The following is a 12,997-nucleotide window of genomic DNA, read 5'->3' as shown; positions in this document are numbered from 1 at the left end:
CGACCCAACGGTGCTCCCCGCTTATCGTTCCTCCTAAGCCGACAGCGACTGCCTGCGATTCAACCGCGCTTCGGTGGGATCGAGTAGGTTCCCGTTGCGTGCGCCACCGTCTGGCCGTCCGGACCCGCGACGATCTCTATTTCGAACACCATCAGGCTCTTGCCGAGCTTCAGGATGCGGCAATGGCCGTCGATCGGTCCGGCCTCAGCCTTGCGCACGAAGTTGATGTTGAGGTTGGTCGTCACCGACAACGCGTCGGGTCCGGCATGCGAGAGCACGCAAACATAGCCGCCTATGTCGGCAAGCGTGAACAGCGACGGGCCCGAAACCGTGCCGCCGGGGCGCAGGTGCCGCTCGTCGGCATTGAGCCGCACCGTGCAGCCGCCGGGGAAGACATCGACCGTCTCGTAAAAGGGAAACTTGTCGTTCAGTTGTGGATAGACCGATTTCAGGAGCTCGTTGACCTCGCCGGCCGTCATTATCGGCATCAGGCCTGCTTGAACCGGCATTTTCCGTCTCCGTCGGCATCGATGCGGGCGGTAGCGCCGCTTCCGTTCGCGTAAACGGAAGCCAGAAAACACACGCTGCCCCTGTTCATCAACCCGGCGGATGATATTTATTCGAGCCTGAGGAGCGGTTTCCGTTGCTCCAGAGAAACATTAGAGGATCGACATGGCGGAAATTCTCGCGATCAAGCGCGCCCCGGAAGGGCCGGTTTTCTCGGTGCTGGAGAACGGCATCCTGCACGTCACACTGGCGCGCCCACCGGCCAATGCGCTCTCGATCGCAGCCATGGAATCGCTGCAGGCGGAACTCGACCGGGCACGCGATGACAAGGCGGTGCGCGTCATCGTGCTTGCCGCCTCGGGCAAGGTTTTCTGCGCCGGCCATGATTTGAAGGAGATGAATACGCGCCGAACGGACGCCGACAACGGCAAGGCGTTCTTCGAGGAAACCTTCGCCATGTGCTCGCGTCTGATGCAGTCGATCGTCCGGCATCCGAAGCCGGTAGTCGCCGAAGTCGACGGCATCGCCACCGCGGCAGGCTGCCAACTCGTCGCGTCCTGCGACCTCGCCATTGCCTCCGATCAGGCCACATTCGGCGTCAACGGCATCAATGTCGGGCTATTTTGCACGACGCCGGGCGTCGCCCTGGTGCGAGGCGTAAAGCCAAAGCATGCCATGGAAATGTTGCTCACCGGCGAAATGTTCGACGCGTCTACGGCGAAGGATTTCGGGCTCATCAACCGCGTGGTGCCGCGCGAGTACCTGACGCAGATTGTGACGAAATACGCTCAAACCATTGCGTCCAAATCGCCTTTGACCCTGAAGATCGGGAAGGAAGCATTCTACGCTCAGGCGGAGATGGGCCTGGCGGAAGCCTATGAATACGCCTCGCGGGTGATGGTCGAGAACATGCTGGCCCGCGACGCCGAGGAGGGCATCGGCGCCTTCATCGGCAAGCGCGACCCGAAATGGACGGGGGAATAGATGGAGCCGCGCATCTCGATCATCACGATCGCCGTCGACGATCTTGACCGCGCGACCCGGTTCTATGAAGCCATGGGCCTGAAGCGCCACCGCATTACGGACGGCGTGGCCTTTTTCCAGATGGGCGGCGCTATTCTGTCGCTGTTCCCGCGCGAAAGCGCCGAGGCGGATTCCGGCGTCGGCTTCGGCGATGGGCCCTCGCGCGTCTACCTCGCCTACAACACGCGCTCGGACGCGGAAGTCGACGAGGTTCTGGCGGCTGCGCAAATGGCCGGCGGACAGGTGGTAAAGCCGGCGCAGCGCGCCTTCTGGGGCGGCTGGTACGGCTATTTCGCCGATACAGAAGGCAATTTGTGGGAGGTGGCCCACAATCCGGACTTCCCGATCGACGCGGAAGGGCGTATTTCGCTCCCTGCATGAATCACGATTCCTACGACAACTCCTACATCTCCGGCATCCTGAACTCGGTGAAGACGATCGCCATCGTCGGCGCGTCGGCCAATGATGTCCGGCCGAGCTTTTTCGTCCTGAAATACCTTCTTGCCAAAGGGTTCGACGTTTACCCGGTCAATCCGGGGCAGGCCGGCAAGCAGATACTTGGCCGCGTGGTCTATGCACGGCTTGCCGACATTCCGATGAAGATCGACATGGTCGACATCTTCCGGGCGTCCAGCGCCGTGCCGCCGATCGTCGATGAGGCGATGGCTCTCGACCCGCTGCCGAAGGTGATCTGGATGCAATTGACCGTTCGCAACGACGAAGCGGCAGCCAAAGCGGAGGCGGCAGGCGTCAAGGTGGTGATGAACCGCTGCCCGAAGATCGAATATGCGAGGCTTGCAGGCGAGATCGGCTGGAACGGCGTGAATTCCGGCGTGCTGTCGTCGAAGAAGCCGATCATGCGTTCGGGTTTCCAGAGCTTTGGCGTCCGCCAGCGATAGATCCGCGCAAATCCATTTCCCTGATCGCGCGCTTTTGCGCACGGGCGGCTCGCGGGGGCGGCTATGCCGGATATTTGTCCTTTGCATTCGCAGCCGGGCTTCGCCAAGAATAGCCCGGCGTTTGTCTAGAGCGCCGCGCGTCCTTTCCGATGCGCAAAGGACGCTCTAAAAATTTGGATCTGCGCATGACATTCAGGAAAACCGATTGCGGTTTTCGAGGTCGTGCGTTGGGCTTTGGGAGAGGAAGAGAATGTCTCAGCGCATACCGGGGTTCAACACGCTTGCCGTCCATGCCGGCGCAAAGCCGGATCCGGCGACCGGCGCGCGTGCCACGCCGATCTACCAGACGACAGCTTATGTTTTTGACGATGTCGATCACGCGGCCTCGCTGTTCGGCCTGAAGGCATTCGGCAACATCTATACGCGCATCATGAACCCGACCCAGGCGGTGCTGGAGGAGCGCGTCGCCGCCCTCGAAGGCGGCACCGCGGCGCTGGCGACGGCTTCCGGCCATGCCGCGCAGTTCCTCGTTTTCCACACGATCCTCAAGCCCGGTGAGAATTTCATCGCGGCGCGTAAGCTCTATGGCGGCTCGATCAACCAGTTCGGCCATGCCTTCAAGAATTTCGACTGGGAGGTGCGCTGGGCCGACACCAACGACATATCGACTTTCGAAAACCAGATCGACGGCAAGACGCGCGGCATCTTCGTCGAGAGCCTCGCCAATCCGGGCGGCGAGTTCGTGGACATCGAGGCCATCGGCGAGATCGCCCGCAGGCATGGCCTGCCGCTGATCGTCGACAACACCATGGCCACCCCTTATCTGCTTCGCCCGATCGAGCACGGCGCCGACATCGTCGTCCACTCGCTCACCAAGTTTATCGGCGGCCATGGTAATTCGATGGGCGGGGCGATCGTCGACGGCGGCACCTTCGACTGGTCGAAATCCGGCAATTATCCGATGCTGTCGGAGCCGCGTCCCGAATATGGCGGCGTGGTGCTGCACGAGACTTTCGGCAATTTCGCCTTCGCCATCGCCTGCCGTGTGCTCGGCCTGCGCGATTTCGGCCCGGCGATTGCGCCGCTCAACGCCTTCCTGATCCTGACCGGGCTCGAAACCCTGCCGCTCAGGATGCAGCGCCATTGCGACAATGCGCAGAAGGTCGCGGAGTGGCTGTCGAAGCAGCCGCAGGTCGCCTGGGTCTCATATCCCGGACTTGAGGGAGACAAGAACCATGCGTTGCAGCAGAAATATTCGCCGCTCGGCGCCGGCGCCGTGTTCACCTTCGGCCTCAAGGGCGGCTATCCCGCCGGCATCAAGCTGGTCGAGGGGCTGGAGCTGTTCTCGCATCTTGCCAATATCGGCGACACCAAATCGCTGGTCATCCATCCGGCCTCGACCACCCATCGCCAGCTTTCGGACGAGCAGAAGATCGCCGCGGGCGCCGGGCCGGACGTCATCCGGCTTTCGGTCGGCATTGAAGACGTCGAGGACATCATCGCCGATCTGGAGCAGGTATTTTCGAAGTTGGGGTGAGCCATGTATGTCTCGCATTTCCGCGCAATCGCAATCGCCGGCACCGAGCCGGAAGCCGGCGCACCGGCCGAGGGAAGGCTGATTTCCGGCAATCCGAAGTTCAGGACCTGGAACGTCGAGGAGGCCGAAGGCGGCCTCTATGCCGGCGTCTGGGAAGCGACGCCTGGCAAATGGCGGATCGAATATGACGAGTGGGAGTTCTGCCACATTCTGTCCGGCGTCTCGGTCATCTCCGAGGATGGCGGCGAGGCGCGCACGGTCAGGGCAGGCGACAGCTTCGTCCTGCGGCCTGGGTTCAAGGGAACCTGGGAAGTGATCGAGACGACGCGCAAGGAATACGTGGTGAGGGTGTAGGACAGGAGGGGAGAGCTTGAAAGTTCCGTGGCCCGACATTCCGTACCAGCCCTGGCGCGAAACCTGCTCGGCGCTGCATCTCTATACGCAGATCGTCGGAAAATACCGGCTTGCCCGCACGCCATGGGTCAACCATTCCTGGCATGCGACTTTCTACGTCGATGCGCGCGGCTTCACGACATCGATCATTCCTGACGGGCCGGGCGGTATCGACATCGCCTTCGACCTGATCGAGCATGCGGTCGTCGGAACCGCGACCGATGGCCGGACCGCGCGGTTCGCACTCGGTTCGATGTCGGTCGCGTCCTTTCACGCCCGGTTCATAGACATCGTTCGACAACTGGGTGGTGTGGCCGATTTTGACGGCTGCCCGAACGAGATCCCCGACCCGGTGCCGTTCGAGGAGGATCGCGCGGAACGTCCCTATGATGCTGACGCGGTGAAGCGCTTCTTCCAGGCGAGCGTCGCCGTGGATCGGGTTTTGAAGCGGTTTCGGACTGCGTTTCTCGGAAAAGTCAGTCCGGTGCATTTGTTCTGGGGGAGTTTCGATCTTGCGGTGACCCGCTTTTCAGGCCGCACGGCTCCGTCGCACCCCGGTGGAGTCCCCGCATTGCCGAACGATGTAACGCGGGAGGCCTATAGCCACGAGGTCTCCTCAGCAGGCTTCTGGCCGGGCGGAGGGCCGATCGACTTCCCGGCGTTTTATTCTTATGCCTATCCCGCTCCGGACGGATTTGCCGATGCGCATGTCTCGCCGGAGGCAGCCTATTTCGAAACGAGCCTCGGTGAGTTTCTGCTTCCCTATGACGCTGTGCGGCGCGCGGACGATCCCGAAGCAACGCTCATGGCCTTCCTGGATTCGACATTCCGTGCGGCTGCCGATCTTGGCGGCTGGGACCGCAAGGCGCTGGAATGCGCGCTGGGAGAGCCCCGCCGGCCGCGTCCGTTGTAGCGCCGGACGTCAGAACGTCACTTTCAGTTTTTCCAGCCCGTGGAAATGATAGGTGTCGCGGAAGCGTGGTTCTGCCGCCAGCCTGATCCCCGGCAGGCGGTCGAACAGCACTTTCAGCGACGCCTGGAGTTCCAGCCTGGCCAGTGGCGCGCCGATGCAAAAATGAATGCCGGCGCCGAAGGACGCGTTCTTCTGGTCCGGCCGTTCGGGATCGAAACGCGCCGGTTCGGCGAAGGCGAGGGGATCGCGATTGGCGCAGGCGAGCAGCAGGCCGACCTGGTCGCCCGGCTGCACCGTCACGCCGTCGCCCGCATCTAGCTCGCCATAGGCGTAGCGCGTGAACATGTGCAGCGGCGCATCGAAGCGCAGGCATTCCTCTACCGTCGCCGCGGTCGCTTCGGGCGTGGCGAAGAAGCGGCGCGGATCGCCGCCCTGCGCAAGGATCGCGTTGACGGCATTTCCGGTCTGGTGGACCGTCGCCTCGTGGCCGGCGTTCAAAAGCAGGATTGCCGACGAAACCAGCTCGTCTTCGCTGAGTTTCTGGCCGTCTTCGTGCGCCGAGATCAGCAGGCTCAAAAGATCGTCGCCCGGGTTCTTGCGGCGCTCGGCGGCATAGGAGCGCAGGAACTCAGCGAACGCGCCGGCGGCGGCATTCGCCTTCTCCTCGGTCTCGCGGGTCCGGCCGTGCATGTACATGGCCACCATGTCGTGCGACCAGCCGAGAAGCTGCGGTCCCATATCGACAGGCACGCCTAGCATTTCGGCAATGATGGTGATGGGCAGCGGCGCGGCATAGGCCGGCAGCAGGTCGACCTGGCCATCCCTTTCAAACCGGTCAACCAGTTCGTTTGCAAGGCTCTCGATCTGCGGCCGCAGCCGCTCGACCTGGCGCGAAACGAATGCTCGGTTGACCAGCGTCCGGAGCCGTGTGTGGACCGGCGGCTCGAGTTCCAGCAGGGAATTGGCCTCGACCGCATCGAATGTGGCGAGATGGCTACGGTCGCCGGATGCATTGGCGCCGGCCATGTAGCCGCCCGGGAATTCGCGGCCGAAGCGGCGGTCGCGCAATAATCGGCTGACATCGTCATAGCCGCCGAAACACCAGAAGCCGTAATCCTCCCAGAAGAAGGTGTGCGAGATTTTGTGCAGCCAGGCGTAGGTCTCGTAGGGATTCTGGACGAAATCCGGCTCGTGCGGATCGAGCCGCAGGCGGCGCGTGGCGGGGACGAAGTCGAGATAGGGCGGAGCAGCAGAACTCGGGGTCATGCAGGACTTCTATCAATACCGTCGGTCAGCACACCAGATGCCTTGCACGAAATAGACATGCCGAGTGAGCGCGCTACTTCCGCTGAAACCGCATTGGGGCGCTGCATGACCATTTATCTCCTCCTCGCAGCCTCCGGCTTTGTCGCCTGGATAGTCTCCACCATCGGTGGAGGAGGCGGGGCGATGCTTCTGGTGCCGCTGGTCGGCTTCGTCGCGGGGGCGCAGGCGGTTGCGCCCGTGACGACGCTCGCGACGCTGATTGCTGGCAGCGGGCGCGCCTTCGTATTCAGGCGTGACATCGAATGGCGCGTGGTCGGCTGGGCGCTTCCCGGTGGCGCCATTGGCGGCTTGCTCGGCGCAACCGCATTCTCGTCGACCCCGGCCGAATGGCTTCAGATCGTCATCGGGCTGTTCCTGATTTCCACCGTCTTTCAATATCGGCTGGGCGCCAGGAAGCGGACCTTCGACATCTCTCTCTGGTGGTTCTTTCCAGCCGAACTGCTGGTTGGCTTTCTGTCCGGCCTGATCGGAACCATGGGGCCGGTCATGAACAATCTGTATCTCAACGCCGGGATCGTGAAGGAGCGCATGGTCGGCACCAAGACCGCGGTGTCGCTGCCGATGCACATGGTTCAGCTAGGCACCTATTCGGCCCTCGGCTCTATGAACGGCAAGCTCTTTCTGTTTGGATCGGCGGCGGGTGTGGGCGCGCTGGCGTCAAACTGGCTGGCCAGAAGGTTTCTCAGTCGTATGCATGCACGCGATTTCCGCGCCATCGTTGTCGGCTTCATGGCACTCAGCGGCGCGGTGATGATATGGGGACAACGCGATACGATTGTTGGCTTTTTCTGAAGCCTACGATCGAAACGCTTTTAAGTTAAGTCACAGATATCTCGTCTCGGCCGGCGGATTCTGCCAGTTGTCGTGCCGTCCGTCTGAATAGCGGACGGGGGCAGCGGCAAGTTCCGAGGGCTCGGCATCATCAAGCGTGGCGATAAACACGCCGACGAAGTCTCCGCCCATGTAGTCGGCGCTGCCGGTCTCATGGGTCATGACGCCACATTCCGCGCAGAAGTGCTTCAAGGGCGCCTGAGGATGCTTGTGGTAGGATTTGGCTGCATCAGGGCCTGTCAGTAGCCGGAAGGCGGCGGGCTTCACGAAGGCTTTCCACGCCCGCGTTTTCATGCAGAACGTGCAGTTGCATTTGCCGGTGCCCTGCGACAGGTCGATATCCGCCTCGTACGAAATCGAGCCGCAGTGGCAACTCCCTCTATAGGTTCTCAGGGTCACGATGTTTCTCCAGCAGCACAGGCCCGGGCCTGTATGTTCACCGCCAAGACATGTCATCGTCAATGGCGTGAATCACTTCTGACCGATTGCCAAGATGAGGCCAGCCGTTATGTTGCGGCCTCGATTTGAATTGATGCGTGCTCGAACGGGCAGGAGACCGCGTGAAGGTTGCAATCGTCGGCGCTGGCATTGCCGGCCTTTCCTCCGCTTGGGCGCTGGCTAAGCGCGGACACGAGGTGACGCTGCTCGAACAGGGCGCGATCCCCAACCCGCTCGCCGCTTCCGGCGATCATCACCGCATCATCCGTCGCGCCTATGGCGCCGCAGCGGGCTACGGCCGGCTGATCACCGAGGCCTATGAAGCCTGGGGCGAGCTTTGGGCGGATCTCGGCGAAAGCCATTTCGATCCGCGCGGCTTCGTCTGCGTTTCGCGCGAAGTGGGCGACGAGGCCGAGCAGTTTCGCGACGGGCTGGTCGCGGGCGGCTACCCGCTCCGGATGTTTGGCGCGGACGAAGCCGCGGCGCGCTGGCCGTTTCTCGAGCCGGAGACATTTCGTTATGCTTTCTTCTCGCCGGAAGGCGGCACGCTGCACTGCCGCAAGATAGCTGCGGGACTGGCTGACTGGCTGCGGAAAAACGGCGTCAATGTCTACGAGAACAGCAAGGTCGTAGCTGTCGACGAGGATCTGGGCGAGATCACGTTCGAATCCGGCGGGACGATGCGGGCCGACAGGATCGCCGTCGCAGCCGGCGCCTGGGTGCTGAAGCTCTTCCCGCGCCTCGGCTCCGATCTCACAATCTACAGAACGGCGCTCGCCTATGTCGAGCCGCCGGCGGACCTGAAAGCGGCCTGGGAAGCCGCGCCCGTCATCCTGGATGTCGGCGGCAAGAGCGACGGCTACATCGTGCCGCCGTCGGGCGGCGCCGGCATGAAATTTGGCTCCGGCCTCCACAAGGTTCCGACCAGCGACGCCGACTGGAACCGTTTTCCGGTCGAAGGCGAGGGCGAGGCGATCCGCAATCTCTTCGCGCCGCCGATCGCGCGCATCGAGGAATATAAGGTGACCGAGGTGGTGACCTGCGCCTACACTTTCACCGCCGACGAGAAATTTCTGGTGGCCGAGCGCGGTAAATGCATCGTCGTTTCCGCCTGCTCCGGTCACGGTTATAAATTCGGCGCGGCGGTCGGGCGACGGGTGGCGCAGGCGGTCGGCGATGACGACACAGACGGGTTGAAGCGTTGGCTGCGGGCCGAAGCGGCCTGAGAGCATTGACCTTAAGTGGCACCTTAACGGCCGGACCTTGGAAGCCGCCCTTGCACAAGGCCGAGCGGGCATCCTATTTAACAGGGGACAATTCAGATCGATTCCGGCTTGCAGGCGCGGACATCCCTACAAAGAAGGCTAATCCATGAGGCACCCAGTCGAAACCGCCATGAATCTCGTGCCGATGGTGGTCGAGCAGACGAACCGCGGCGAGCGCGCCTACGACATTTTCTCGCGCCTCCTCAAGGAGCGCATCATCTTTATCACCGGTCCGGTCGAAGACGGCATGGCGACTCTGGTCTGCGCGCAGCTTCTGTTCCTCGAAGCCGAGAACCCGAAGAAGGAAATCTCGCTCTACATCAACTCGCCGGGCGGCGTGGTGACCAGCGGCATGGCGATCTACGATACCATGCAGTTCATCAGGCCTGCGGTGTCGACCTTGTGCATCGGCCAGGCAGCCTCGATGGGGTCGCTGCTGCTTTGCGCCGGCCACAAGGACATGCGCTTCGCCACGCCGAATGCCCGCATCATGGTGCACCAACCGTCCGGCGGCTTCTCGGGCCAGGCATCCGACATCGAACGCCACGCGCAGGACATCATCAAGCTGAAGCGCCGCTTGAACGAGGTCTATGTCAAGCACACAGGCAAGGACTACGATACGATCGAGCGGACGCTCGACCGCGATCATTTCCTGACCGCCGATGAGGCCAGGGACTTCGGGCTGATCGACAAGGTGATCTCGTCGCGCGAGGTGATCGAGGGCGCGCCTGTCCTCTGACCGTGCCAGCGATGGGAATCATGGCGTGTTTTTGATTGCCCTGCGGCAATTCGGACACAATTTGTTGTTCCCTCGGCGGAGACGGCCACCTACGTTAAGGCGATGTTGAGTTTCGGCGGCTTAGCTTCCAGGCTGGGGTGCCGCGAATCATCATCACGTTTTCTGAATTGTGTCCGTATAGGGTGCGTTGCGGGACGCCAGAGGTTGGCAGCGGCGCATTCCCGCGATAATTAGGGTATGGAGACGCTCAGCCAGAGGACCGGCCGGGTTGCACTGAAAGGACTTGGAAAAGATGAGCAAGGTCAGCAACGGGGGCGGCGACTCCAAGAATACGCTCTACTGCTCATTCTGCGGCAAGAGCCAGCACGAAGTGCGCAAGCTTATCGCCGGCCCGACCGTATTCATCTGCGACGAATGCGTCGAACTGTGCATGGACATCATCCGCGAGGAGAACAAGACCTCGATGGTGAAGTCGCGCGAGGGCGTGCCCACACCGCAGGAGATACTGAAAGTCCTTGACGATTATGTGATAGGCCAGCCATACGCCAAGCGCGTGCTGTCGGTGGCCGTTCACAATCACTACAAGCGGCTGGCGCACGCCTCGAAGAACAACGATGTCGAACTGGCGAAGTCCAACATCCTTCTGATCGGCCCGACCGGCTGCGGCAAGACGCTGCTTGCCCAGACGCTCGCCCGCATCATCGACGTGCCCTTCACCATGGCCGACGCGACGACGCTGACCGAAGCCGGCTACGTCGGCGAGGATGTCGAGAACATCATCCTGAAGCTGCTGCAGTCGGCCGACTACAATGTCGAGCGGGCGCAGCGCGGCATCGTCTATATCGACGAGATCGACAAGATCTCGCGCAAGTCCGATAATCCGTCGATCACCCGTGACGTGTCTGGCGAGGGCGTGCAGCAGGCGCTCCTGAAGATCATGGAAGGCACTGTCGCCTCCGTGCCGCCGCAGGGCGGCAGGAAGCACCCGCAGCAGGAATTCCTGCAGGTCGACACCGCCAACATCCTGTTCATCTGCGGCGGCGCCTTTGCCGGCCTGGACAAGATCATCTCGGATCGCGGGCGCAAAACCTCGATTGGATTCTCCGCCACGGTCGCCTCTCCTGAAGACAGACGCAGCGGTGAGGTTTTCCGCCTGGTCGAACCCGAGGATCTCTTGAAATTCGGCCTGATCCCTGAATTCGTCGGCCGTCTGCCGGTCCTGGCGACGCTGGAAGATCTCGACGAGCCGGCGCTGATCCAGATCCTGACCGAACCGAAGAACGCGCTGGTCAAGCAGTATCAGCGGCTGTTCGAGATGGAGAATGTCGACCTGACCTTCCACGAGAACGCGCTTTCGGCGATCGCCAAGCGCGCCATTGAGCGCAAGACCGGCGCGCGTGGGCTTCGTTCGATTATGGAAGCGATTTTGCTGGATACGATGTTCGAACTTCCGGCGCTGGAAGGCGTGCAGGAAGTCGTGATCTCGGAAGAAGTGGTAACCGGTAGCGCCCGGCCGCTGTACATTTACTCCGAGAAGGAAAAGAAGGGCGTAAGCGCCTGATTTTCCTGCACAAGCAATAGTTTGCAGCGGCGCCTTCGGGCGCCGTTTTGCTGTCGGGCATCAGGGAAGCGCCGTCACGCCCGGTGGATAAAATGCGGCCGCCGACGCCGGACAACACGGAAATTCATCAGCCTTTTCAGCAGCTTGACGAAAAAAGGAGAGAGTCGGCGCTGGAATTTGCGCACAACACCTCCCAGCCCGCGCAGGAGCGGCTAGACGTTCTAAGCCGCCGTTATGTGGCTGTGGCCGAAGAACACGGGATAGAGGCAGAGTTCGCGCACGAGACGGTGGGTGCCGCGCTCGAACACGAACATGTTTTCCCAATGGCCGGTGATGGCATAGTGCTTGCCATCCGGCAGAAAGGTGGCGCCGGCGGGGTAGCGCAGGCCGACCGTGCGTGTGTCGAGGCTGTTCGACACGGCTCCGGTCGCGCCGTCGAAAACCATGACGCGATGCGTGGTCGGGTATGTGGCGATCGCCTCGTCGTGGCGTTCGTCATAGCGGATCGACAGTCCGTGCCGCATGAGCTTCGTCGAGCCGGCATCGCCCATCTTGGTGAGCCTGTTGCGGGAGGCGTCGTATTTCAGCGTGGCTGCCGACATGTAGTTGTAGCCAGGATCCGTCGTGATGTCGCTCTCGTAGGCGATGTCTTCGTCCCTGAGCTGGCGTGCGTCGTCGTGGTCGCTGCCGTAGCGCGCCTGGATGGCGAAGATGCGGTCCAGCCGTCCGGCCGCAAGGTGTCGCAGCTCTGTCTCGTCCCGGCCGGTGATGCGCTTGTCAACCAGCTTGCCGCTCGACACTTCCACCACCGTTATCGATGCCTGCACGACGCCGCGCGGGAGGGTGAACTTTCCGGTCTTGGCGGAGATCGTCGAGCCATAATTCGCCGCGACGATGTATTTGCCGTCGGCCGTCAGCCGGATGTCGTGCGGATCGATGCCGTGTGTCGAATAGGTCTCGGTGATTTGCAACGTCTTGGGATCGCGCACCGTAAGCCGTCCGTAGTGTCTTTCGAGTTTGCCCTGGTAGGGCACCGAAGGCGCGCGCTCGGAGAGGATCACCGTCTTGCCGCCGTCGAGATAGACCGCGTGCCCGCCGCCACGCCAGCCGTCGCCAAGCGAAGGGCCGATGGCCGCAAGCTCCAGCGTCTCCGGGTCGAAGGCGGTGTGCTGCTCGCCATCCATCGAGCAGAGAACGCCGATCGAACGGTCCGGCGCGACCTCGACATCGTGTGCGGCGACTGGCAGCAGCGTCTGTCTTATCGAGCCGTCGAATCCGACCCGCGTCAGCACCTTGTAGATCGCCTGGCCCGTGATGGCGCGGTTGAAGCGCCGATTGCTGGCAAGCGGCTTGCCGTTGGCGAAAGCGTGATCCGGGAAATAGCCGGGCACGTAGACAGCGGTTTTCTTCAACTCCTTCGGTACCGCCTTGACGTCAGCACTGGCGGCTCTCGTGGTTCCCGAGGCTGTCGCCACGCCGGCCAGCGCAAGCAGGGCGCCGCCGGTCAGAATGCTGCGACGGTCAACTGCCATGGCGTTTTTCCCGAATACGCGAATGAACTCGCC

At 62.2% G+C, this 12,997-nt stretch carries 14 protein-coding genes; 10 read left to right on the top strand and 4 right to left on the bottom strand.

Annotated features, from left to right (window positions below; genetic code table 11):
- Nucleotides 1–59: 59 nt before the first annotated feature.
- Complete coding sequence (locus ACG873_RS12200; protein WP_394892037.1) at nt 60–509, bottom strand: PaaI family thioesterase; 450 nt, start codon at nt 507–509, stop codon at nt 60–62.
- 163 nt (nt 510–672) lie between these two features.
- On the opposite strand from ACG873_RS12200, the gene ACG873_RS12195 reads away from it, so the two are divergent.
- The 6 genes from ACG873_RS12195 to ACG873_RS12170 all read left to right on the top strand — a co-directional run bounded on the left by ACG873_RS12195 (nt 673) and on the right by ACG873_RS12170 (nt 5,272).
- The gene (locus ACG873_RS12195; RefSeq protein WP_394892036.1) at nt 673–1,491 is read left to right on the top strand and encodes an enoyl-CoA hydratase; all 819 of its coding nucleotides are present in this window, start codon (nt 673–675) and stop codon (nt 1,489–1,491) included.
- On the top strand, nt 1,492–1,911 hold the full coding sequence (locus ACG873_RS12190; RefSeq protein WP_394892034.1) for a VOC family protein: 420 nt from the start codon (nt 1,492–1,494) through the stop codon (nt 1,909–1,911). It abuts the gene before it with no gap.
- The gene (locus ACG873_RS12185; protein ID WP_394892032.1) at nt 1,908–2,429 is read left to right on the top strand and encodes a CoA-binding protein; all 522 of its coding nucleotides are present in this window, start codon (nt 1,908–1,910) and stop codon (nt 2,427–2,429) included. Before ACG873_RS12190 ends, ACG873_RS12185 begins: the two co-directional genes overlap by 4 nt.
- A 250-nt stretch (nt 2,430–2,679) precedes the next feature.
- Complete coding sequence (locus ACG873_RS12180) at nt 2,680–3,966, top strand: O-acetylhomoserine aminocarboxypropyltransferase (protein ID WP_394892030.1); 1,287 nt, start codon at nt 2,680–2,682, stop codon at nt 3,964–3,966.
- Nucleotides 3,967–3,969: 3 nt separating this feature from the next.
- Complete coding sequence (locus ACG873_RS12175) at nt 3,970–4,320, top strand: cupin domain-containing protein (protein WP_394892028.1); 351 nt, start codon at nt 3,970–3,972, stop codon at nt 4,318–4,320.
- 16 nt (nt 4,321–4,336) lie between these two features.
- Complete coding sequence (locus ACG873_RS12170; RefSeq protein WP_394892026.1) at nt 4,337–5,272, top strand: DUF5996 family protein; 936 nt, start codon at nt 4,337–4,339, stop codon at nt 5,270–5,272.
- 9 nt (nt 5,273–5,281) lie between these two features.
- Here ACG873_RS12170 and ACG873_RS12165 read toward each other — a convergent pair whose 3' ends face one another.
- The gene (locus tag ACG873_RS12165) at nt 5,282–6,538 is read right to left on the bottom strand and encodes a cytochrome P450 (protein WP_394892025.1); all 1,257 of its coding nucleotides are present in this window, start codon (nt 6,536–6,538) and stop codon (nt 5,282–5,284) included.
- A 105-nt stretch (nt 6,539–6,643) separates the two neighbouring features.
- On the opposite strand from ACG873_RS12165, the gene ACG873_RS12160 reads away from it, so the two are divergent.
- Nucleotides 6,644–7,390: a sulfite exporter TauE/SafE family protein gene (locus ACG873_RS12160; RefSeq protein ID WP_394892024.1), complete on the top strand. Its 747-nt coding sequence runs from the start codon at nt 6,644–6,646 to the stop codon at nt 7,388–7,390.
- Nucleotides 7,391–7,420: 30 nt separating this feature from the next.
- Here the strand turns inward: ACG873_RS12160 and ACG873_RS12155 are convergent, their stop codons facing one another.
- A complete protein-coding gene (locus ACG873_RS12155) occupies nt 7,421–7,828 on the bottom strand; it encodes a GFA family protein (protein ID WP_394892022.1) in 408 nt (135 codons plus the stop codon).
- 161 nt (nt 7,829–7,989) lie between these two features.
- Between ACG873_RS12155 and ACG873_RS12150 the strand changes: the two genes are divergently transcribed.
- The 3 genes from ACG873_RS12150 to clpX all read left to right on the top strand — a co-directional run bounded on the left by ACG873_RS12150 (nt 7,990) and on the right by clpX (nt 11,432).
- Nucleotides 7,990–9,093, top strand: coding sequence for an NAD(P)/FAD-dependent oxidoreductase (locus ACG873_RS12150; protein ID WP_394892020.1), 1,104 nt, complete (start codon nt 7,990–7,992; stop codon nt 9,091–9,093).
- A gap of 145 nt (nt 9,094–9,238) precedes the next feature.
- Nucleotides 9,239–9,871 carry an ATP-dependent Clp protease proteolytic subunit gene (locus ACG873_RS12145; RefSeq protein ID WP_394892019.1) on the top strand — a complete coding sequence of 211 codons (633 nt, stop codon included), beginning with the start codon at nt 9,239–9,241 and terminating at the stop codon, nt 9,869–9,871.
- Between the two features lie 292 nt (nt 9,872–10,163).
- Entirely contained in the window at nt 10,164–11,432 is a 1,269-nt protein-coding gene (clpX, locus tag ACG873_RS12140) for an ATP-dependent Clp protease ATP-binding subunit ClpX (protein WP_165025388.1), read from the top strand.
- Between the two features lie 221 nt (nt 11,433–11,653).
- On the opposite strand, the gene ACG873_RS12135 is transcribed toward clpX, so the two are convergent.
- Complete coding sequence (locus tag ACG873_RS12135) at nt 11,654–12,964, bottom strand: DUF1513 domain-containing protein (protein ID WP_394892017.1); 1,311 nt, start codon at nt 12,962–12,964, stop codon at nt 11,654–11,656.
- Between the last annotated feature and the right edge of the window lie 33 nt (nt 12,965–12,997).

Source organism: Allomesorhizobium aridi (assembly GCF_043769475.1).
In the GTDB taxonomy this organism is placed as follows: domain Bacteria; phylum Pseudomonadota; class Alphaproteobacteria; order Rhizobiales; family Rhizobiaceae; genus Allomesorhizobium.
This window is presented reverse-complemented; position numbering and strand designations above follow the sequence as displayed.

Excerpts from the sequence above, each read along its gene's own strand:
- ACG873_RS12200 (WP_394892037.1), bottom strand. The coding sequence starts at position 509 with ATGCCGGTTCAAGCAGGCCTGATGCCGATAATGACGGCCGGCGAGGTC.
- ACG873_RS12195 (WP_394892036.1), top strand. The coding sequence starts at position 673 with ATGGCGGAAATTCTCGCGATCAAGCGCGCCCCGGAAGGGCCGGTTTTC.
- ACG873_RS12190 (WP_394892034.1), top strand. The coding sequence starts at position 1,492 with ATGGAGCCGCGCATCTCGATCATCACGATCGCCGTCGACGATCTTGAC.
- ACG873_RS12185 (WP_394892032.1), top strand. The coding sequence starts at position 1,908 with ATGAATCACGATTCCTACGACAACTCCTACATCTCCGGCATCCTGAAC.
- ACG873_RS12180 (WP_394892030.1), top strand. The coding sequence starts at position 2,680 with ATGTCTCAGCGCATACCGGGGTTCAACACGCTTGCCGTCCATGCCGGC.
- ACG873_RS12175 (WP_394892028.1), top strand. The coding sequence starts at position 3,970 with ATGTATGTCTCGCATTTCCGCGCAATCGCAATCGCCGGCACCGAGCCG.
- ACG873_RS12165 (WP_394892025.1), bottom strand. The coding sequence starts at position 6,538 with ATGACCCCGAGTTCTGCTGCTCCGCCCTATCTCGACTTCGTCCCCGCC.
- ACG873_RS12160 (WP_394892024.1), top strand. The coding sequence starts at position 6,644 with ATGACCATTTATCTCCTCCTCGCAGCCTCCGGCTTTGTCGCCTGGATA.
- ACG873_RS12145 (WP_394892019.1), top strand. The coding sequence starts at position 9,239 with ATGAGGCACCCAGTCGAAACCGCCATGAATCTCGTGCCGATGGTGGTC.
- clpX (WP_165025388.1), top strand. The coding sequence starts at position 10,164 with ATGAGCAAGGTCAGCAACGGGGGCGGCGACTCCAAGAATACGCTCTAC.
- ACG873_RS12135 (WP_394892017.1), bottom strand. The coding sequence starts at position 12,964 with ATGGCAGTTGACCGTCGCAGCATTCTGACCGGCGGCGCCCTGCTTGCG.